General features: G+C 42.3%; 4 protein-coding genes. All 4 read left to right on the forward strand.

The window, feature by feature from the left end; genetic code table 11:
- Positions 1–430: 430 nt before the first annotated feature.
- On the forward strand, positions 431–7,159 hold the full coding sequence (locus ACFFAP_RS10975) for an SDR family NAD(P)-dependent oxidoreductase (protein ID WP_375511244.1): 6,729 nt from the start codon (positions 431–433) through the stop codon (positions 7,157–7,159).
- Positions 7,156–17,964, forward strand: coding sequence for an amino acid adenylation domain-containing protein (locus tag ACFFAP_RS10980; protein ID WP_375511245.1), 10,809 nt, complete (start codon positions 7,156–7,158; stop codon positions 17,962–17,964). The genes ACFFAP_RS10975 and ACFFAP_RS10980 overlap by 4 nt, the downstream gene beginning before the upstream one ends.
- A 3-nt stretch (positions 17,965–17,967) precedes the next feature.
- The gene (locus tag ACFFAP_RS10985; protein ID WP_375511246.1) at positions 17,968–22,221 is read left to right on the forward strand and encodes a beta-ketoacyl synthase N-terminal-like domain-containing protein; all 4,254 of its coding nucleotides are present in this window, start codon (positions 17,968–17,970) and stop codon (positions 22,219–22,221) included.
- Positions 22,222–22,371: 150 nt separating this feature from the next.
- The coding region (locus ACFFAP_RS10990; protein WP_375511247.1) for an amino acid adenylation domain-containing protein at positions 22,372–25,204 on the forward strand (2,833 nt) is incomplete at its 3' end.

Consider the following 25,204-nt stretch of genomic DNA (forward strand, 5'->3'; position numbering starts at 1 on the left):
AAGAAAACAAGTTTGTTTCAACAATAAATTAGTCTTTATCAAAAAAGAGTAAAATCATCAGTCATATCAGGAGTTAGTTATACTGTGATCGCAGCCACCCTGACAGCGTTGGCAACTCTGTTTGGCATCGTAGGAGGTATAGAGATGTTGGTCTAATAACGATTGTAGGAGATACTCTAATGGGATATGTGATTAAAGCCATTATCAAGGCTATTTATGCAAAATGTAAAAAGACTGAATTTGTAATATTTCTTCTCAAATAAATCAAATATTTGTTTATTAGAGAAGAGCTAAAACCTTGTTATACAAATCAATTTATTTTATCAAACGTGCAGCAAGGTAATATTAATTTTAAATAAATACAATACTTAGCAAAGTAGATAAGCTAATACAGTTAAAGATTTAGAGTTAGTTTTTAGTGAGTTTAATTATGAATGATGAAGCAGAAAATATTAATATTCAGTCAGAGGCGATCGCCATTATTGGTATAGGGTGTAAATTTCCAGGAGCAAATAATCATAATGAGTTTTGGGAAAATTTAGAGAAAGGAGTTAATAGTGTAACGGAGATACCTCAAGAGCGATGGAATATTGATAATTTTTATTCTTCAAATATTGAAATTCCCAATACAAGTACTAGTAAATGGGGAGGATTTATCGAAGATGTAGATAAATTCGACGCAAAATTTTTTCAGATATCAGAGCGAGAAGCTCGGCGAACAGATCCTCAACAAAGGATCATGCTAGAACTGAGTTGGTCATGCTTAGAAGATGCTGGATATTCACCATTAGAATTATCAGGAAATAACGTTGGTGTTTTTATTGGTGTTTGTAATTTCGATTATAAAGAATTACAAGATAAGGGCGAAGTTATTGAAGGATATAATTCTACAGGTACATATACTTCTATTATTCCGAATCGAATTTCCTACTTTTTCAACTTTCATGGGCCGAGTATTCCTATAGATACTGCTTGTTCTAGCTCACTTGTAGCCATACACCAAGCAGTGAATGCACTCAATCAAAATGAATGTGAGATGGCATTAGTTGGTGGTGTCAGTGTATTGTGTACACCGACTAGTTATATCTCTTTTAGTAAGTTGGGTATGTTATCACCTGAAGGTAAATGCAAAACCTTTGATGCTCAAGCAGACGGTTATGTGCGAGGTGAAGGGGCAGGTGTAATTTTATTAAAACCTTTGAAAAAAGCAGTTGAAGATAAAAATTATATTTATGGAATAGTTAAAGGAAGCGCCATAAATCATGGTGGTCATGCCCGTACTTTAACCTCTCCCAATGCTTATTCTCAATCACAAGTTGTGAGGTCTGCATGTATAAAGGCAAATATTACACCTGATACAATATCTTATATAGAAGCTCATGGAACAGGTACGCCGTTAGGTGATCCAATTGAAATTAATGCTTTAAAACGAGCATATACACAACTGTATCAGCACTATAGTATTGAAAAAAGCGCAGAAAGCTATTGTGGATTAGGTTCAGTAAAAACAAATATTGGACATTTAGAATCAGCAGCAGGTATTGCTGGGATCATAAAAGTATTATTGGCAATGAAATATAAAAAATTGCCAAGAGTGAACAACTTTCAGCAATTAAATCCTCGCATCAAGTTAGATGGTAGCCCCTTTTATATAGTTAAAGAAACAAAAGATTGGCAACATTTAAAGACAAAAGAAGGAAAAATTATTCCTAGACGAGCAGGCGTAAGTTCCTTTGGCTTTGGGGGTGTTAATGCCCATGTAATCCTAGAAGAGTCGTCAGTGCCAGAAGAAATAGTGGTGACGAACATCGAGCGTCCAAGCCACTTGATAGCACTTTCGGCAAAAACTGAGAAGGCTCTAGAGGAACTGGCAAGAAAATATCAAACCTATTTAATATCTGATTTGAAGATATCGTTAGCAGATATTTGTTACACCGCCAACACTGGGCGATCGCATTTTGACTACCGCCTTGCTATTGTAGCCGACTCTAGAGAGCAGTTGGTCGATCGACTCACTGCTTTCGCATCTGGGAAAGACACCGCCGGCTTAATTAGCGATAAACCTGGCAAAAAGCCAGCAAAGATAGCCTTTTTATTCACTGGTCAAGGCTCCCAGTATATCAATATAGGTCGCCAACTCTACGATAGCCAACCCATCTTCCGCCAAACTATCAAGCAGTGTGATGAAATTCTCCGCCCTTATCTGAAGCATTCTTTGTTAGAAGTACTTTGTCCTACCCAGGCTCTTGAGCAATCATCTTTGTTGGATCAAACCGCCTATACCCAACCAGCATTGTTTGCTTTTGAATATGCCCTGTATCAACTGTGGAAATCTTGGGGCATTGAACCAAATGTGGTGATGGGTCACAGTGTAGGCGAATATGTTGCGGCAACTGTAGCAGGCGTTTTCAGCCTAGAAGATGGACTTAAACTCATCGTCTATCGGGGACAGTTAATGCAGCAACTGCCTTCTGGAGGCGAGATGGTTTCACTGATGGCTTCAGAGGCAAGAGTGCGGGAAGTTATAGCACCATTCCATGACACAGTGGCATTAGCAGCCATAAACGGGCCCGAAAGTGTAGTGATTTCTGGAGCTAGTGAAGACATTGCTGCTATTTGTCAGGAACTGTCAACACAGGGGGTGAAAACAAAGCGGTTACAAGTATCCCATGCTTTCCATTCTCCATTCATGACACCCATGTTGAAGGAGTTTGAGCAAGTAGCTAGTCAAATAACCTACAATCAGCCCCAGATACCATTAGTCTCTAATATCACCGGACAACTTGCTGACGAGAATATCACCAATGCACAATACTGGGTGAATCACATCCGGCAAACAGTGCGGTTTGCCGATAGTATGCAGACATTGCATCAACTTGGGCATGAAGTCTTTTTAGAGGTTGGGCCTAAGCCAATTTTGTTGGGTATGGGTCGTGAGTGCTTGCCTGAGAATGTGGGTTTGTGGTTGCCTTCTCTGCGTCCGGGAGTGCCAGAATGGCAACAGTTGCTTTCAAGTTTGGGTGAGTTATATGTAGGTGGAATGGTAGTAGATTGGTCAGGGTTCGACCGCGACTATTTCCGCAAGAAAGTTACATTACCCACTTATCCGTTTCAACGACAGCGCTATTGGATTGAGAATCCACCCCCTCAACCTCAACGGCAACAAAACTCGACAAAACTGCACCCATTATTAGACAAAAAGCTTCAGTTGCCCTTAAGCAAAGAAATCTTGTTTGAGTCTGAATTCAGTAGCCAAACCCTACCGTTTTTAGTAGATCATCAAGTTTATAACCAAATTGTTGTGCCTGGAGCCTGTTATCTCTCCTTGCTATTGGGTGCAGCAGGATTGACTTTCGCCAGTGCATCATGTCTGTTAGAAAATATAGTTTTCCCTCAAGCATTGGTTATCCCCGACGATAAAGCACGCACAGTACAGCTGGTACTGTCTTTTGAGGAGAGTAGCGCATCTTTCAAACTCATCAGCTTTGATCCAGTCCCGAATGGTAGTACTCAGATAAATCAGTGGCTAGTCCATGCCACAGGGAAAATCTCACAAGGCGTTAACATTGCACCAGAAACTGTCTTTCTCCAACAGATACAGACGCGCTGTACTCAACAAATAGCTGCTGTGGAAATTTCCCAAAGTTGGCAAAAGCGGCAGATTCAATTTGGTGCAAGCTTCCAGTGGCTTGATTGTGTCTGGTGTGGAGAAGGAGAAGCCCTAGCCAAGCTCAAATGGCTTGATCTAGTAGATAATTTAGAGGAGTATCAATTATATCCAGGTCTTCTGGATTCCTGCTTACAACTGACCAGCTTTTTCTTCCCTAGCGAAGACACTTTTGTACCCTTCGCAATTGAGAGTTTCCAATTTTACCAACGTCCCCAAAGTCAGCAGTTATGGTGTCATGCAGTACGATGTCTCCGAGGGGCTACGCCTACGCAGTCTGAGAACTACGATTTGGACAACCTTGTAGCAAATATCAGGCTATTTGATGCTAACGGGCAGTTGATTGCAGACATCAAAGGTTTTGAGGCTAAAAAAGCAACTCCCAACACTTTATTGCAAAGTCTCCAGCTAGACTTCAAAGAAAATTCTGTAGAGAATTGGCTGTATAAAGTAGAGTGGCAACCTCAAGTGCGCTTTAGCAATGAGCAACTGTCTCCAAATTACCTGCCAGCACTTGCAGAAATTAGTCCTAACCTTCAGGCACAATATTCTCAATTCATGGCTGAACCACAGCTAAAAGTTTACGAGGCAGCAGTTAGCCAGTTAGAAGCACTCAGTATTAACTATGTGCTGCAAGCCCTGACAGCAATGGGGTGGAAATTGCAACTAGGGCAGCGCTTCACTACAACCGCGATCGCTAACCAGTTAGGAGTAGTCAGCCAACATCAACGGCTATTCAAGCGACTACTAGAGATGTTAGCAGAAGTAGGGGTGTTAGAGGCAAAAGCTTTGGAATGGCAAGTTATCCGCGAACCAGAAGACAGCGATCCGCAAGCTGAATTAAATGCCCTGTTAACTCAATATCCAATAGCAAATGCTGAATTAACTCTTCTAGGACGTTGCGGCCCATCATTAGCCCAAGTACTAAGGGGCAAATGCGATCCATTGCAATTACTTTTCCCCGAAAACGACTCAACTACAGCCCAGTTATATGAGAATTCGCCACTGACAAAAGTGGTGAATATCTTAGCTCAACAAGCCATAATTTCACTTGTCGAGCATTTACCAACTGGACGGGGATTAAGAATATTGGAAATTGGCGCGGGAACTGGTGGAACAACCTCTTACCTGCTACCACATTTGTCCTGTGAGCAAACCGAATACCACTTCAGCGATATTGGGATCTCTTTTACCCAAAAAGCCCAAGAGAAATTCCAGGATTTCCCATTTGTAAAATATCAAGTATTAGACATTGAAAAAGACCCCTTCAGCCAAGGATTTGAAAAGCAGCAATATGATGTAATTGTGGCTGCCAATGTCTTGCACGCTACCCAAGATTTACAACAAACCCTCAAACACACCAAGCAATTATTAGTACCACAGGGCATATTAATTTTATTGGAAACAACTCAGCGTCAGCGTTGGCTAGACTTAATCTTTGGGTTAACTCCAGGATGGTGGCGATTTATTGATTTGCACTTGCGCCCAGACTATCCCTTAATTAGTGCTACCCAATGGGAAGAAGTGTTGCAAGAAACTGGGTTTATAAGCACAGTTAATATATCATCTACTAAACAGACTCAAAGCGTTTTATCAAGAGCAATGGTGATGTTGGCACAAGTACCACCATCACCAAATGAATCGGTACAAGTTGAGCCAAAACATTGGCTGTTATTCGCAGATCGGCAAGGCATAGCGCAACAGTTAGTTGACAAGCTAGATACTCACTCACAACTTTGTACCTTAGTATTTGTTGGTGAGGAATATGAACAATTAGACCAGCAACAATTCAAAATTAACCCAAGCAACCCAGAACATTATCAAAAGCTATTGCAGGCAATCAATAGCAAACCCTTGAATTTGTATGGTGTCGTTCATTGCTGGAGTTTAGATACAGTTAAAGCAGCAGAACTCACCGCAACCGATTTAACTGCGGCATCTTTACTAGGATGTGGTAGCACCTTGCATCTAGTTCAGGCATTGACAGGGGCTAATTTATCTGCTCATCCTCGCCTCTGGTTAGTAACTCAAAGAGCAGTGGCGATCAGCTACGCTGGGCAAAACGCGATCGCCAACCTAGAAGGAGTAGCGCAATCAAGCTTGTGGGGAATGGCAAGGGCGATCGCTAGCGAACATCCAGAACTCAACTGTGTGCGTGTAGATTTAGCTCCAAAGGCAGATGCAAAAGTGGTGCAAGCCTTATTTGAGGAAATTTGGTTCCCAACTAAAGAAGACCAGGTTGCTTTCACAGACCAACTACGTTATGTCGCTAGGTTAGCTCGCTACCAGAAGCCTAAAGATTATCTAGAAACAGCAGCACCCAAACCTCTAAGGTTCCGTGAAGATAGTACCTACCTGATAACTGGCGGTATGGGTGGTCTGGGTTTATTGGTAGCTCGTTGGATGGTGCAACGGGGAGCAAGGCATTTGGTGTTAGTTGGGCGTAGTAATGCAAGTGTTGCTGTTCATGAGCAACTTCAAGAGTTAGAGCAGGCTGGCGCTCAAGTAAATGTTATTCAGGCCGATGTGTCTGATGTCGAACAAATCACAAAAGTACTCTCAGAAATTGAGCGAATGCCACCACTGCGCGGAATTATTCATTCTGTTGGTGTTTTGGATGATGGCGTTCTACAACAACAAAACTGGCAACGCTTTGCAAAAGTTTTGGCTCCAAAAGTACAAGGAGCTTGGCATCTGCATACTTTAACTCAGAACCAGCCTTTAGACTTTTTTGTGATGTTTTCTTCTATAGCTTCTTTACTTGGTAGTGCAGGTCAATCTAACCATGCGGCAGCCAATGCTTTTCTTGATGCTTTAGCCCATCATCGCCAAGCTCAAGGACTAGCAGGTTTGAGCATTAACTGGGGAGCTTGGTCACAAGTAGGAGCCTTCGCAGAGCGTCAACTTGATGAGCAAACAAAAACACGGGGTATTGGAACGTTTGCCCCAGAACAGGGATTAGTTGCTCTAGAGCAATTATTGTGTCAATCCTCTACTCAAGTTGCAGTTATGCCTATGAATTGGGTGCAGTTTTTGGAAAAATCCAATTCAGTTTCGCCGTTGTTCACTAACTTTTTGCAAACTTCAGTAAAAACTGTGGTTATGCAATCTGGGATGGTTGAACAAATAAAGACAACGGATATTACCAAGCGCCGAAGAATTTTACAGGATCATATTTTTTCAGTAGTGGCTAAAGTCCTCGGTTGGCATCTATCAGAATCCATTGAGCTACAGAAAAATTTTTTCGAGTTAGGGATGGATTCGCTAACTTCTTTAGATTTGAAAAATCACCTGCAAAAAAGTTTAAAATGCTCTTTGCCGCTAAATTTAGTTTTTAAGTATCCTACTGTAGATTTGCTAACTGATTATCTATTGGAAGAACTTGGCTTAAATTCTGATGATCAATCAGACAAAGAAGTTCAAAAGGAAAGTAGTGAGCCATTTAAACTAGTAAATATCAAAAGTAATAATAAAATTAAAATAGAATTATGAATTTATTAAAATTTTTACAAGATATTTCTTTTAAAGGCATTGAGTTAGGGCATGATGGAGAAAAATTGCTAATAGATGGTTCTGAAAGTTCATTAACTCCTGATGTCATTGCTCAACTAAAACAGCACAAAACTGAAATTTTACAGTTACTGCGCGATCGCCCAGATATTTTAAATATTTATCCTCTTTCCTACGGTCAACAATCCCTGTGGTTTCTGTGGCAATTAGCACCTAAAAGCGCAGCCTATAATGTAGCTTTTACCTGTCGTATCTGTTCACCTATAAATGTTACAACTTTACAAAAAAGCTTCCAAATTATTCTTGACCGTCATCCGCAATTACGTAGCAAGTTTTTTAAGCAAGATAATAATGTTGTTCAACAGATCCATCAAACTCAGTTTACAGATTTTCAGCAGATAAATGCCTCCACCTGGAGAGAGCAGGAGCTTGAGCAAAGAGTTTTTCAGGAATACCAACAACCCTTCAACATCGAAAACGATTCGATAATGCGGGTGCGCTTGTTCAGTTGCTCACAGCAGGAACATATCTTGTTAGTGACGATACACCATATTGCTGTTGATGCTTGGTCTGTACTATTACTAATAGAAGAGTTAATAACCGTCTATCTTGCACTAGAGTTAGGTGTTCAGCCATCTCTAACTCCTCTAAAGCACTCCTATATAGATTACGTTCGTTGGCAAAGAGAATTATTAACTAGTACTCAAGGAGAAAAGCTATGGAACTACTGGCAGCAAAAACTGGCAGGAGAGTTACCTGTACTCAACTTGCCAACAGATAGACCAAGACCAGCCATACAAACCTACAACGGCGCTTCTTATAATTTCAAAATATCCCAAAAGCTCACAGAACAACTGAAAAAGCTAGCTCAAACAGAAGGCGTGACCCAATACATAGTTCTGCTAGCTGCATTTCAGGTTCTCTTGTATCGTTACACGGGGCAAGAGGATATTCTGGTAGGTGCGCCCACATCAGGTAGAACTCAACCGGAATTTGTGCCACTAGTTGGCTATTTTGTCGATCCCGTCGTTATGCAGGCGAATCTTTCAGGAAATCCCAGTTTTCAAGAGTTTCTGACTCAAGTTTGCCAAACAGTATCAGAAGCATTAGCGCATCAGGATTTTCCCTTTGCTCTACTGGTAGAAAGATTGCAGCCACAGCGCGATCCGAGCCGTTCTCCTATCTTTGGGGCTGTATTCAACTTCCTTTTCCAGAACTTGGGGCAGTTTGAGCATACGCAACAACTGTGGTTAGGAGGTGAAGTAGATAAAGAAGGAATTAAACTCAAACCTTTTGAAATGCCTCAGATGGAGGGTCAGTTTGATCTAAATCTGACGATCGCAGAAGCAAGTTCTTCTTTATCTGGGATTTTTAAGTACAATACTGACCTTTTTGATGTCAGCACTATCGAGCGGATGCTGGGGCATTTTGTAACCTTGCTGTCAGGAGTTGTGGCTAATCCACAACAAAAGATTTCGCAATTGCCAATGCTTACAGAAGTTGAGCAACACCAGTTATTGATTGAGTGGAACAACACACAACTGGAGTATCGCCAGGATAAATGTATCCATCAATTGTTTGAAGAACAGGTTGAGCGAACCCCGGATGCTGTAGCAGTGATGTTTGAAAATCAACAACTGACTTATCACCAGTTGAACTGCCGCGCTAACCAGTTAGCACATTACTTGCAGTCTTTGAACGTGGGAGCGGATGTGCTGGTTGGGTTGTGTGTGGAGCGATCGCTAGAGATGTTGGTTGGGCTACTGGGCATTCTCAAAGCGGGTGGAGCTTATGTGCCACTTGACCCAGAGTATCCGACTGAGCGTTTAAGCTTCATGTTAGAAGATGCTCAAGTTTCGGTGCTGCTGACCCAACAGCAATTAGTAGAGTCTGTTCCCAAACACCAGGCGCGTGTCGTCTGCTTAGACAGCGACTGGGAAAAAATTGCTCAAAAAACCGAATCAAATCCGAAAAACACCGCGACACCAAGTAATCTAGCTTATGTCATCTACACTTCGGGTTCTACAGGTAAGCCCAAGGGCGTTTTAGTAAATCACTCAAATGTAGTTCGTCTATTTGAAGCCACAGCAGCATCTTTTAACTTCAATCAAGATGATATCTGGACAATGTTCCACTCTTATGCATTCGACTTTTCCGTATGGGAAATTTGGGGAGCTTTACTGTATGGTGGACGACTGGTAATAGTGCCTTATTTAGTGACGCGATCGCCTGAGTCTTTCTATGAATTGTTATGTCAAGAGAAAGTCACAATTCTCAATCAAACACCCTCAGCTTTCCGCCAGTTGATTCAAGCCGAACAGTCAATAGCAACTACTGGCAATTTGAACTTACGCTTGGTAATTTTTGGTGGAGAAGCTTTAGAACTCAAGAGTTTACAGCCTTGGTTTGAACGCCACGGCGACCAATTGCCACAGTTAGTGAATATGTACGGGATTACAGAAACTACTGTACATGTAACTTATCGTCCATTGAGTAAAGCCGATTTGAAGGACACAGCAAGTGTAATTGGTCGTCCGATTCCTGACTTACAGGTATATGTGCTAGATGAATATTTACAGCCGATGCCGATTGGTGTCGCGGGCGAGATGTACGTTGGTGGTGCTGGGGTAGCGCGTGGCTATCTTAATCGCCCTGAACTGACAGTACAGAGGTTTATTTCTAATCCCTTCGATGGAAGCAGGGGAGCGAAAGAAGACCAATCCTTTAATTGCGATCGCGAAGCGTGTACGAAGTACTCTCGCCTCTACAAAACAGGAGACTTAGCTCGTTATCTGCCCAATGGCGAGTTAGAGTATTTAGGGCGCATCGATCAACAAGTGAAAATTCGTGGCTTCCGCATTGAGTTGGGAGAAATTGAGGCATTACTGGCGCAACACCCAGCTGTTTGGGAAAGCGTGGTGGTGATACGAGAGGATGAACTTGACGACAAACGTTTAGTAGCTTACGTAGTACCGAAGGTGAAACAATCTTCTACAGCCGCAGAACTACGTCAGTTCCTCACCAACCAATTCCCCGGCTATATGGTGCCAAACACTTTTGTGATGCTGGAATCCTTACCCCTGACATCTAACGGCAAAATAGACCGCCGCGCACTGCCAAAACCGGAGTTAGACAGCAAACTGCTAGAAAAATTTGTCGCCCCGCGCACGCCAATTGAAGAAATGCTGGCACAAATTTGGGCGCAAGTCTTGAAAGTAGAGCAAGTAGGCATTTACGATAACTTTTTTGAACTTGGGGGACATTCGCTACTAGCAACCCAACTGCTTTCACGCATTCGCACCAGCTTGAAAGTAGAACTACCATTGCGTAGTCTGTTTGCCGCAGCAACACTAGCCGAATTGGCACAAGAGATGGGGCAGTTGCAGCAACAAAGCTTAGAAAAAACCTCCCTACCCATCTTACCAAGAGCAAGGGATACAGAATTACCACTGTCTTATGGTCAACAGCGTTTGTGGTTTTTAGACCAGTTCGAGCCGAACAGCGCCATCTACAACATACCTACAGCTTTGCATCTTCAAGGAACTCTCAAGGTTGCAGCCTTGGAACAAAGCTTGCAAGAAATTATTCATCGCCATGAAGCGTTACGCACCAACTTCATCACAGTTGATGGAAAACCCTCTCAAATCATTCAAACGCAAACAAATTGGACGTTCTCAGTTGTTGAGTATCAGCATTTATCCACAACTGAACAAAAAATTGCCATACAGCAATTAGCGCAAAAACAACTTATTCAACCCTTTAACCTAGCAACTGAAGCATTAATTAGGGCGACATTAGTAGTGCTTAATAAGACAGAACACGTCTTGTTAGTGTGTATGCATCACATTGTCTCTGATGGCTGGTCAATGGGTGTATTTGTTCAGGAGTTAGCAGCACTGTACAATGCTTATTCTCAAGGTCAAACCTTATCCTTACCACCATTGCCGATTCAGTATGCAGATTTTGCAATTTGGCAAAGACAGTGGTTGCAAGGGGATGTACTGCAAAGGCAATTGAGTTACTGGCAACAACAGCTGGCAGATGCACCCGCCTTATTAGTGCTTCCCACAGACCGACCAAGACCTGCTGTGCAGAGTTTTGCAGGGGCATATCAACAGTTTGCACTTTCCAAGCAGCTAACTAGTGGGTTAATACAGTTAAGTCAAGAGCAAGGAGTTACCTTGTTCATGACGCTGTTGGCAGCTTATGATACTCTACTTTACCGCTACACAGGTGTGGCAGACATTTTGGTTGGTTCACCGATCGCAAATCGCGATCGCAGTGAACTTGAAGGGTTAATTGGCTTTTTTGTCAATACCTTAGTGATGCGTACCAACTTATCAGGCAATTTTAGTTTCTGTGAGTTACTGGGTCGTGTTCGGGAAATGGCGATGGATGCATACTCTCATCAGGATTTGCCTTTTGAAATGTTAGTAGAAGCATTACAGCCAGAACGGGATCTTAGCCATACACCACTGTTTCAGGTGGCGTTTGTCCTCCAAAATGCTCCCATGTCTCAATTCGAGTTGACTGGGTTAACTGTTAGTCCACTGGTAGTAGAAGGTACAACTTCCAGGTTTGATTTGACTTTATCAATGGAGAATACTGCTACTGGACTGGTAGGGCTTTGGGAATATAACACTGATTTGTTTGATGGCAGTACTATTGAGCGAATGACTAGTCATTTTATGACGTTGCTTGAAGGTATTATTGCTAATCCAGAGGAACGGATTTCTCAATTGCCTCTGTTGACACAACCTGAGCAACAGCAGTTGTTAGTTGAATGGAACGATACTCAGGTAGATTATCCCCAAGATAAGTGCATCCATCAGCTATTTGAGGAGCAGGTAGAGCGCACTCCAGATGCAGTGGCGGTAGTGTATGAAAATCAACAGATCACTTACCGAGAGTTGAACGCCAAAGCAAATCAGCTAGCACATTATCTACAAACTTTGGGTGTGGGGCAAGATGTGCTGGTGGGGTTGTGTGTAGAGCGATCGCTAAAGATGCTGGTAGGACTACTGGGCATTCTCAAAGCGGGTGGAGCTTATGTGCCACTTGACCCAGAGTATCCGACTGAGCGTTTGCAATTTATCTTAGAAGATGCTCAACTTTCGGGGCTGTTAACCCAACAGCAATTAGTAAAATCTCTTCCCAAACATCAGGCGCGTGTCATCTGCTTAGACAGCGACTGGGAAAAAATTGCTCAAAAAAGCGAGTCAAACCCTTCTTACACCACTACATCCGATAACCTGGCATACGTCATCTACACTTCCGGTTCTACAGGCAAACCCAAGGGCGTTTTAGTCAATCACTCAAATGTAGTTCGTTTGTTTAAAGCGACAAATTCTTGGTATAGCTTCAACCAAGATGATGTCTGGACACTTTTCCACTCTTATGCATTCGACTTTTCCGTGTGGGAAATTTGGGGAGCTTTACTGTATGGTGGACGACTGGTAATAGTGCCTTATTTAGTGACGCGATCGCCTGAGTCTTTCTATGAATTGTTATGTCAAGAGAAAGTCACAATTCTCAATCAAACACCCTCAGCTTTCCGCCAGTTGATTCAAGCCGAACAGTCAATAGCAACTACTGGCAATTTGAACTTACGCTTGGTAATTTTTGGTGGAGAAGCTTTAGAACTCAAGAGTTTACAGCCTTGGTTTGAACGCCACGGCGACCAATTGCCACAGTTAGTGAATATGTACGGGATTACAGAAACTACTGTACATGTAACTTATCGTCCATTGAGTAAAGCCGATTTGAAGGACACAGCAAGTGTAATTGGTCGTCCGATTCCTGACTTACAGGTATATGTGCTAGATGAATATTTACAGCCGATGCCGATTGGTGTCGCGGGCGAGATGTACGTTGGTGGTGCTGGGGTAGCGCGTGGCTATCTTAATCGCCCTGAACTGACAGCACAGAGGTTTATTTCTCACGCTTTTAACGACAACTCAAAAGCGCGACTATACAAATCCGGCGACTTAGCTCGTTATCTGCCCAATGGCGAGTTAGAGTATTTAGGGCGCATTGATCAACAAGTAAAAATTCGCGGCTTCCGCATCGAACTTGGAGAAATCGAGGCGGCGCTAACACAACACCTGGCTGTGAGGGAAACCGTAGTAATCGCCCGACAGGACGATCCTGACAATAAGCGTCTGGTAGCCTATATTGTTCCCAACCAAGAATATGCCTTCCCAATTTTACAACTACTTCGTTTTAAAAACAAAGGTCTACTTAATGAAGGGTTACTCTATGAGTTGCCAAATGGCATGGTGATTGCCCATCTGAATAAAAACGAGACAGAATTCGTCTACAAAGAACTTTGGGAGGAACAAGCTTATTTAAAACATGGCATCACTATCAATGAAGGGGATTGCATATTTGATGTAGGTGCCAATATCGGTCTGTTCGCACTCTTCATGGGTCAAATATGTAAAGATGTTTCTATTTACGCATTTGAGCCAATTCCGCCTGTTTTCGACCTGTTACGTATAAATGCTGAGGGCTATGGTTTAAATGTGAAACTGTTTAATCTTGGTCTTTCCAGCGAGATCAAGAGTGACACCTTTACATATTATCCTCAGGTTTCCGTAATCTCTGGACGCTTTGCTGATGCCGATCAAGAGCGAGAGGTGATCAAATCCTTTTTGCTCAAACAACAATTTATAGCAAATGAGACAGAAATATCTAGTCAGGCAATTGATGAACTGCTAGCAGAACGATTGCAGAGTCAGCAATTCACTTGCCACTTAAGAACAATTTCTGATGTGATTGGTGAGCATGGCGTTGAGAGGATCGATTTGCTGAAAATCGACGTGGAGAAAAGTGAGCAGGATGTGCTTTCTGGTATCCAGCAAGAAGATTGGCAAAAGATCCAGCAGATAGTTGTAGAGGTTCATAACATCAATGGGAGGTTGGAGGAGATTGCAGCGCTGCTAAAAGAACATGGATACGATCTAACTATTGAGCAGGATGCTTTACTAGAAGATACTGTACTCTACAATATCTATGCCAGACGACCATCCATAAACCAGTACCTCCCAGACGAGCCTGGTAGCAGCAGGTTAGTCTGTGATTCTTTAAAACCGATCTGGAGCAATTCGAGTTTATTACTCAGTGAGGTTCGCCGCTTCCTCCAAAAGAAGCTACCCGAATACATGGTGCCAAATGCTTTTGTGCTGCTGGAGTCCTTGCCTCTGACATCTAACGGCAAAGTAGATCGTGGCGCTTTACCTGCACCAGAATTAGACAGAACACTGCTAGAAAAATTTGTCGCCCCACGCACGCCAATTGAAGAAATGCTGGCACAAATTTGGGCGCAAGTCTTGAAAGTGGAGCAGGTAGGCATACATGATAACTTCTTTGAACTTGGGGGACACTCGCTGCTAGCAACCCAACTGCTTTCACGCATTCGCACCAGCTTGAAAGTAGAACTACTATTGCGTAGTCTGTTTGCCGCCGCGACAGTTGCCGAATTAGCTCATCTTATTGGCCAGTTGCAGCAACAAAAGATAGAACTAATTTCTCCACCCATTTTACCAAGGGCAAGGGATGCAGAATTACCACTGTCTTATGCTCAACAGCGTTTGTGGTTTTTAGACAAGTTACAACCGAATAGCTCCTTCTACAACATACCCATAGCTTTACATTTAGTAGGAACTTTCAATCAAGTAGCCTTAGAACAAAGCTTGCGAGAAATTATTCATCGCCACGAAGCGTTACGCACCAATTTCGTCATAGTTGATGGAAAACCTTCTCAAATCATTCAAATACAAACGAATTGGACAGTCTCAGTTGTTGAATTGCAACATCTGTCAACAAGCGAACAAGAAATTGCAAAACAGCAATTAGCGCAAAAACAAGCTATTCAACCATTTGACTTGGCAAACCAAGCATTAGTCAGGGCAACATTAGTAGTGCTGTCCGAGACAGAACACGTCCTATTGGTGTGTATGCATCACATTGTCTCTGATGGCTGGTCAATGGGTGTGTTTGTCAAAGAGCTAGCAGTGCTGTATGATGCTTACTCTCAAGGTCAACCCTTCCCCTTAGCCCCATTGCCAATTCAGTACGCAGATTTCGCCATCTGGCAGCGAAACTGGTTGCAAGGGGATGTACTGCAAACTCAGCTCTCGTACTGGCAACAACAACTGGCAAACGCACCAGCTTTATTGTCGCTACCAGCCGACCGACCTAGACCAGCTGTGCAAACCTTTAATGGTGTACATCAAGAGTTTACACTTTCAAAAGAGCTAACTGCTAGACTGGCACAACTAAGCCAGCAGCAAGGAGTAACGGTATTCATGACGCTGTTGGCAGCGTTTGATACCCTACTTTACCGCTACACAGGACAAGAAGATATTTTGGTGGGGTCTCCTATTGCTAACCGCAATCGCAGTGAAATTGAAGGGTTAATTGGCTTTTTTGTCAATACCTTAGTCATGCGTACAGACTTATCAGGCGATCCTAGCTTTAGCGAATTACTTGGTCGTGTTCGAGAAATGGCAATGGATGCATACTCTCATCAGGACTTGCCATTTGAAATGCTGGTGGAAGCATTACAGCCAGAACGGGATCTGGGCCACACACCACTGTTCCAAGTGATGTTTGTCCTTGAGAATACGCCCATGCCTCAAATAGAGTTGGCTGGGTTAAATGTCACTCCATTGATGACAGCAAGCACAACGGCAAAGTTTGATTTGACTTTAGCAATGGAGAATACCGCTACTGGACTAGTGGGGTGGTGGGTATATAACACTGACTTGTTTGATGTATCTACCATTGAGCGAATGACGGGTCATTTTTTGAGATTGCTTGAAGGTATTGTTGCTAATCCCAAAAATCGAATTTCTCAATTGCCCCTGTTGACACAATTTGAGCAACAGCAGTTATTAGTTGAATGGAACGATACTCAAGCGGATTATCCCCAGGATAAATGCATCCATCAGTTGTTTGAGAAGCAAGTTCAGCTTACCCCCAATGCGATCGCAGTTGTGTTTGAAAATCAACAACTGACTTACCAGCAGTTGAATGCCAAAGCTAATCAATTAGCGCATTACTTGCGTTCTTTGGGCGTAAAACCAGATGTACTGGTAGGGTTGTGTCTAGAACGCTCACTAGACATGGTGATAGGACTTTTGGGAATTCTTAAGGCGGGTGGGGCTTATGTGCCACTTGATCCTGACTATCCCCAAGAACGTTTGAGCTTCATGTTAGAAGATGCTCAAGTTTCAGTACTGCTGACTCAACAGCAACTTGTTAACAAACTCTCACAGTATCAAGCAAACCTTGTCTGTTTGGATGAGGTATGGTCACAAATTATCCAAAACAATCAAGATAATCCGGTCAGTGAAGTCAGAGCTTTTCATATAGCTAATGTAATTTACACGTCAGGATCTACAGGCAGACCCAAGGGCGTCATGGTTGAGCATACCGGACTGTGCAACTTAGCTCAGGCTCAAATTAAGACTTTTGGCTTGCAAAACCTCAGTCGTATTCTCCAGTTTGCCTCCTTAAGTTTTGATGCTTCTATCTGGGAAGTCGTAATGGCTTTTGGTTCAGGGGCAACACTTTACCTGGGAACAAAAGACTCTTTACTGCCAGGGAAACCATTAATTGAGCAGTTACGCAATCATGGTATTACCCATATCACGCTTCCACCATCGGCCTTAGCAGTTATGCCAGTAGAGGAACTCTCGGCATTGCAGACTATGATTGTGGCAGGAGAAGCTTGTTCTGCTGAATTAATAAGGCAGTGGTCTGCTGGCAGAAATTTTTTCAATGCTTACGGCCCAACAGAAGCTACTGTCTGTGCCACGGTAGCAAAATGCACTGATGGCGACGAGAAAATTTCTATTGGTAGAGCGATCGCCAACACACAAGTTTATATTTTAGACAAAAATTTGCAACCAGTCCCGATTGGTGTGCCTGGAGAGTTACACATCGGTGGCGTGGGGTTAGCCAGAGGCTACCTTAACCGCCCAGAGTTGACACAAGAGAAATTTATCTCCAATCCGTTTGAGGAAGTAGGAGGAAGTAAATTATATAAAACTGGAGATTTAGCGCGTTACTTATCAAATGGCAACATCGAATACTTGGGGCGAATTGATAATCAAGTAAAAATACGCGGTTTTCGCATTGAGTTAGGCGAGGTTGAGGCAGTACTGAGTCAACATGGTGATGTGCAGACATGTTGTGTCATCGCCCGTGAAGAAATTCCAGGTAATAAACGCTTAGTCGCCTACGTAGTAACGCATCCACAAGCAACACCCACAACCAGCGAACTACGACAGTTCCTTTCCAATAAACTGCCTGCGTATATTGTGCCAGCCGCTTTTGTGATGCTGGAGTCTTTACCCTTGACACCTAACGGCAAAGTAGACCGTCGCGCTCTACCTGACCCAGATTTACATCAGGAACTATCAGATTATGTAATGCCAAATACAGAAGTAGAAAAAATCATTGCTGGAATTTGGCAAAAAGCCCTGGAAGTAGAAAAGGCAGGAATTTACAATAATTTCTTTGAACTAGGAGGGCATTCGTTACTATTAGTACGAATTAATCAGCAATTGCAAGAAATCTTTGGTTTAGAACTTTCAATAATTGATATGTTTAATTACCCAACTATACATACTTTAAGCCAGTATTTGAATACTAAACTCAATCAAGAAGATACATTTACAGAAAAGAGTTCTCGTACTCAAGTTCATGGTGATAGTAAATCTTTAAGAAACCAACAATTAAAACTTAGACAACAGCACCGTTCTCAGAAAAAAAGGTAAAAAATGAAAGTAAATTCAGTTAATAATAATTTCAACAATTCTGAAATAGCAATAATTGCTACTGCTGGGCGGTTTCCAGGAGCAAAAGATATTGAATCGTTTTGGCAGAATCTACGTAATGGTGTAGAGTCTATCTCCTGGCTGACGGATGAAGAATTGATAAATTCTGGTGTTTCTCTAGATTTGTTGAGTAATTCTAATTATGTGAAAGCTAGTGCTGCTTTATCAGAGATTGAATTGTTTGATGCAAATTTCTTTACTTATAGTGCGAAGGAAGCTGAGTTAATAGATCCACAACAACGCCTATTTTTAGAATTAGCTTGGGAAGCTGTAGAAAAGGCTGGTTATGACCCACAAACTTACAACGGTTTAATCGGGGTTTATGGTGGTGTGGGGATAAATAGTTATTTGCTCAATAATCTCTATCCTGATCATCAATTATTAGAGAAATTTAGCCTTCTCCAATTGGGAATTTCCAATGATAAAGATTTTTTGCCGTCACGAGTTGCTTATAAACTCAACTTGACAGGGCCAGCAGTGAATGTGCAAACTGCCTGTTCTACTTCTGTAGTTGCTGTTCATTTAGCTTGTCAAAGTCTATTAAATGGTGAATGTGATATGGCTTTAGCTGGTGGAGTTTCTATCAGCATTCCCCAAAAAAGAGGTTATTTGTATCAAGAGGAAATGATTCTTTCTCCTGATGGACACTGCCGTGTTTTTGATGCTAAAGCACAAGGAACTATTGCCGGTAGCGGTGCAGGTATTGTGGTATTGAAAAGATTAAAAGATGCAATAAGCGATCGCGACCACATTCATGCAATTATTAAAGGCTCGGCGATCAATAATGATGGTGCAATGAAAGTCGGTTACACTGCTCCCAGTGTCAGTGGTCAAGCAGCAGTCATTAGCGAGGCTCAAGCTATAGCTGGTGTAGATGCCGAAACAATTTCCTATATTGAAGCTCATGGCACCGCTACACCTTTAGGTGATCCGATTGAAATCGCAGCGTTAACTCAAGCTTTTACTCAAAGTACTGATAAAAAAGGCTTCTGCGCTGTTGGTTCGGTAAAAACCAACTTTGGACATTTGGATACAGCAGCAGGTGTCACAGGTTTGATTAAGACTGCATTAGCACTGGAACATCAAATGCTGCCTCCTAGTTTGCACTTCGAGGCACCTAATCCCAAAATTGATTTTGCTAACAGTCCTTTTTACGTCAATACAACTCTGACTGAATGGAAAACAAATAACACCCCTCGCCGTGCTGGGGTTAGTTCTTTTGGTATCGGGGGTACTAATGCTCATATAATTTTAGAAGAAGCACCAAATCAATTCAAAATTCAAAATTCAAAATTAAAAAATAAATATTTATTGTTGTGTTTATCAGCTAAGACTGCGAGTGCGCTTGAGAAGGCAACAGCTAATTTAGTTACGCATTTGAAAGAGCATCCTGAGCTTAACTTGGGCGATGTTGCTTATACGCTCAATAGTGGTCGCCGGGGTTTTAATCATCGACGGATGTTAATTTGTCAAGACTTAGAAGATGCTGTCAAAAATCTTAGTAGTTTAGCAGCCCAACAAGTTTTTACCAACTATACAGAGATTACAGAACGACCTGTTGTCTTTATGTTTCCTGGCCAAGGTTCTCAGTATGTCAATATGGCGCGGGAAATTTACGAAACTGAGACAGTATTTAAAGAACAAGTTGATTATTGCTCAGAAGTTCTTAAACCCTTACTAGGGCAAGATTTTCGTCATATTCTTTACCCCAGTGAGGAAAAGATTGATGAGGCATCGCAGCAACTTCAACAAACAGCGATCGCTCAACCTGCTATTTTTGTAATTGAATACGCCCTAGCTAAATTATGGCAGTCATGGAGAGTGGAGCCACAAGCTGCGATCGGTCATAGTATTGGCGAGTATGTAGCAGCAACTCTAGCAGGTGTTTTTTCCCTAGAAGATGCTTTATCTCTGGTAGCAGCACGCGGACAGATGATGCAGCAACTTCCTAGTGGGGCAATGCTTTCTGTTCCCCTACGCGTAGACAAGGTAAAATCCCTTTTAGGATCAGAACTTTCTGTTGCAGCGATTAATCAACCTTTGCAGTCCGTGGTTTCCGGTTCTATAGCAGCAATAGAGGCACTACAAAATCAGCTAGCTACTCAAGGGATTGAATGTCGCCGTCTGCATACTTCCCATGCTTTCCATTCGCAAATGATGGAACCAATCTTAGAGGCATTTGCAGAACGAGTCAAAAAAGTAACTTTAAATCCCCCAAAAATTCCTTATATCTCCAACCTGACTGGTACATGGATTACAGTCGCCCAAGCCACAAATCCTGACTATTACGCTCAACATCTGCGTTCCACAGTGCTTTTTGCCCAAGGTGTAGAGAAATTATTGGCAACACCTGAGCAAATTTTACTAGAGGTAGGGCCAGGACACACATTGACTACATTAGCTAAAAGGCATCCAGACAAAGCAGCCGCACAAACGGTGTTGACTTCGGTACGTCATCCTCAAGAAAAGCAATCCGATACTCGTGTTTTATTCAATACATTAGGTCAACTCTGGCTGGCTGGAGTAAATATAGATTGGTTTGGATTCTATAGTCAGGAGGAATATTATCGTCTTCCCTTACCAACTTATCCCTTTGAGCGCCAACGTTATTGGATTGACCCCCCACAAAAAACAGCTGGGGGGCAGTTGCAAACCTTAACCACAACATCACAATTGTGGACATCGCTCATAGAAGCAGGCCAGAATCAAGCAAGTGTTAGAGATGGAGAACTCAACGAGTTAACATATCAAGAAAACAGACAGTGGTTGGATCGTTTATGTACAGCCTACATCAACTCTGCATTCAAGCAATTAGGGGCTTTTAAGAATGCTGAAGAAAAGTATTCTTTAGAGAATTTGTTGGCGCAATGCCATATAACTCCCCGTTATCAACAATTGGTGTGTAGATGGTTGCAAATATTAGTAGAACAAGGACAACTACAGCAGCAGGACGGGTTATTTACTGGACTAGTGCCATGTTCGCAAGATTTGATTCATGAACTTTTAAAAGAAGTCAGAGTGAGAATGGCTGCTAAATCTCTAACAGTAGATTTAGTGCAGGGTTGTGGTGAAAATTTAGCTGCTGTTGTTGTTGGTGAACAAGAACCCTTAGAGTTTTTCAATGAACTCATTTATCAAGAAGAAAACAACGGTTCAAATTCAGAATTTGCATTACTAAATTACTACAACTCTATCTTGCGCTCAAGCCTGGAACAAGTGGTCAAGTCATTGCCATCATCGGTTCACCTAAGAGTTCTGGAAATCGGCGGGGGAACTGGTATGTCTACGCAAGCATTACTACCTGTATTGCCTTCAAAACAAACCAACTATACTTTTACTGATATTGGTAGCGGCTTCCTGACTAAAGCGCAACAGAAGTTTAACGAATACCCATTTGTTGAATATCGCTTGCTAGACATAGACAAATCACCAACTGAGCAAGGGTTTGAGAAGCATAGCTTTGATGTAGTAATAGCCTCTAATGTGTTACACGCAACTCGGAACATAGATCAAACTCTCCAGCATGTGCGCTCTTTATTAGCTCCTGGGGGCTTCCTCTTATTGTGGGAAATAACTCAGCCTAAAATAGACTTTGATATCAGTTGGGGTCTGCTGTTAAAACTTTTAGACGACGAAAGACGCAGCCCAGGTCAGCCTTTTATCACCAAAGACCAGTGGTTTGAAGCACTACGCGATCAAGATTTTGTCCAAGTTGCTGCTTTTCCGGAAACTGAAGCGTTTGAGCATAAGATTATTATGGCTCAAGCTTCTGTACCAGTCGCATTTAGCACAAAGTTTGGGCAAAAAGAGACTGGACAAAAATCACAGCTTTCATTACAAAAAAAGCCGGATAATTTTCAGTCAGAAAACTTATCTGCACTCCACTCAAGACCCGATTTGCCAAATTCATATATAGCTCCCCGCAATGAACTTGAGCAAAAAATTGCCGATATCTGGCAAGAATTCTTGGGAATCAAGCAAGTGGGAATCAATGACAACTTTTTTGAATTGGGAGGAGATTCTTTAATAGCTGTTCAGGTTTTGTCCCGATTACGAAATATTTTTTATATCAAATTACCTCTAGCAAGTTTGTTTGAGTTTCCCACAATAGCTGAAATAGCTCTAAAACTAGATAAACAACATCCAGAAGCAGATATTAACCTAGGTGCAATTGATAGAGAAGAAATAGCAATATGAACCGTATCCAAGAATTTTAGATTTTAGATTAAGAAATATTTTCAATCTAAAATCCAAAATTCAAAATCTAAAATTGAAAGACCTTTTTTAATCTTTCAATCCAAAATCCAAAATTTAAAATCTAAAATTCGGTATGAAGGTAATAATTATATGAATATCAAGCAATTTGTAACTGAACTTTCCCAGCAAGGTGTGAAATTGTGGGTTGAAGGTGAACAGTTACATGCTAATGCTCCAAAGGGAGTATTGACAGCAGAAACTCGTGACTTATTAGTTAAGAATAAAGCAGAACTTATTTTGTGGCTGCACCAGAAAAATGAGTTAGCGTACCCCAACGGGGAAGCAAGCTACGCGCAACGTCGCGTTGGCGCAGCCTCTCGTAGAGAAGGGAAGCTCACCGGAGGTATCGCCACTGATACTGATTTACCCCTGATCAAAGGCGATCGCACTCAGAACTTACCTCTGTCTTTTGGCCAAGAACAAATCTGGTTATTGAACCAGTTGGAACCAAATAACCCCTTCTACAACGAACAAGCAGCTCTACGAATTCGTGGTAATCTAAACGTCGTGGCACTAGAGCAAAGCCTCAACAAAATTGTTGCTCGTCACGAAGCCTTACGTACCAACTTCCGAACCTTTAACGAGCAGCCAATTCAGGTAATTGCTGAAAGCTTAACCTTAAATTTGTCAGTAGTAGACCTAACAGAGCTACCTGAAAGTGAAAGAGAAATTGCTTGCCAGCAATTAGCCACAGCAGAAGCTATTCGACCCTTTGACCTCGCTAACTCTGGTTTAATCCGAGCTTCTGTGCTTAAACTCACAGAGGTAGAACACGTCTTGTTACTAACATTACACCACATTGTCTTCGATGCTTGGTCAGTGGGTGTATTGATGCGGGAGTTAGCAACCATTTACTCAGCTCTGTGCAATAACTTGTCCCCAGAGCTACCTGAGCTACAAATTCAGTATGGCGACTTTGCTATTTGGCAACGGCAGTGGTTGCAAACAGAGGTACTCCAAAGGCAGCTTAACTACTGGCAGCAACTACTCAAAAACGCTCCTAGCTTACTAGAATTACCCACAGACCGACCTAGACCAGCGATTCAAACTTTCCGAGGAGCGCGTCAACATATAAAACTTTCAATTGAACTGAGTGAAGCACTTGCCAATTTTAGTAAGCAAGAGAAAGCTACCCTGTTCACGACGCTATTCACAGCATTTGTTACCTTACTTTATCGCTATATAGGCTCTGATGACATTTTAGTGGGTACACCCATTGCTAACCGCGATCGCTTTGAAACTGAAGACTTGATTGGCTTTTTTGTCAATACCTTAGTGCTACGTACCGATTTGTCAGGTAATCCCAGTTTTAAGCAGCTGCTGAGTCGAGTGCGTAAACTGATGTCGCAAGCTTACGCTCATTCAGACCTGCCCTTTGAGGAGTTGGTAAAAGCATTGCAGCCAGAACGGGATCTCAGCCATACACCGTTGTTTCAGGTAATGTTTCTCCTCCAGAATGCTTCCGTATCTCAAGTGGATTTGACTGGGTTAACTGTCAGTCCATTAGTGACAGAAAGGACAACTGCCAAGTTTGATTTGACTTTATTCATGGAAAACACTACCACTGGACTAGTGAGTACGTGGGAGTACAACACTGACTTGTTTGATCCAGGCATTATCGAGCGAATGGCGGGTCATTTTGTAACTTTGCTGTCAGGCATTGTTGCTAATCCCAAAGAGCAAATTTCGCAATTGCCCCTGCTGACAAAACCAGAACAACGAGAGTTACTTGTCGAGTGGAACGATACTCAAGCTGAGTATCCCCAAGATTTGTGTATCCATCAGTTATTTGAGGAGCAGGTGGAGCGTACACCAGATGCTGTAGCAGTGGTGTTTGAAAATCAACAACTGACTTACCAGCAATTGAACTGTCGCGCTAACCAGTTGGCACATTACTTGCAGTCTTTGGGTGTGAAAGCCGATGTGCTGGTCGGTTTATGTGTGGAGCGTTCTTTAGAAATGGTCGTGGCACTACTAGGTATTCTTAAGGCGGGCGGGGCTTATGTGCCACTTGACCCAGAGTATCCCAGTGAGCGCCTAAGTTTCATGCTTGAAGATGCTCAAGTTTCAGTGCTACTAACCCAGCAGCGACTCCTTAAGAGACTGCCTGAGCATCAAGCACATCTTGTTTGCTTAGATACTCACTGGCAGGCAATTTCTCTTTCAAGTCAGCATAATACCATCACTGGTGTACAAGCGAATAACTTAGGTTATGTGATTTACACCTCTGGTTCTACGGGTAAACCTAAAGGTGTAGCTCTTAATCAGCTTGCTCTTTGCAATCTGATTCTGTGGCAACTTCAAAATAATACAATTTCTACTGGAGCAAAAACCCTGCAATTTGCCCCTATTAGCTTTGATGTCTCCTTCCAAGAAATATTCACTACCTGGTTTTCGGGAGGCACATTGTTCTTAATTGGGGAGGAACTACGCCGAGATCCAGTAGCTTTGTTAGGTTTCCTCAAAGAAAAAGCTGTTGAGAGACTGTTTGTTCCCTTTGTTGTTTTACAGCAACTAGCTGAAGTCGCTATTGATAGTGAGTTAGTTAATAGTCATCTGAGGGAAATCATTACTGCTGGGGAACAGTTGCAGATTACTCCGGCTATATCTCAACTGTTCAGCAAATTAAATGATTGTACTTTGCACAATCATTATGGGCCATCAGAAAGCCATGTAGTCACCACTTTTACTCTGACTAACTCCGTAGACACTTGGGCGGTACTTCCTCCGATTGGTCGTCCGATTGCTAACACACAAATGTATATCCTAGATAAGTATCTACAGCCTGTACCTATCGGTGTAGCAGGAGAATTATACATTAGTGGTGTCTCTTTGGCGCGTGGCTACCTCAACCAAGCTGAGTTAACACAAGAAAAATTTATACCCAATCCCTTCCAAAAAAGCAGGGGAGCAGGGGGGCAGG

Source organism: uncultured Nostoc sp., assembly GCF_964245575.1.
In the GTDB taxonomy this organism is placed as follows: Bacteria; Cyanobacteriota; Cyanobacteriia; order Cyanobacteriales; family Nostocaceae; genus Nostoc.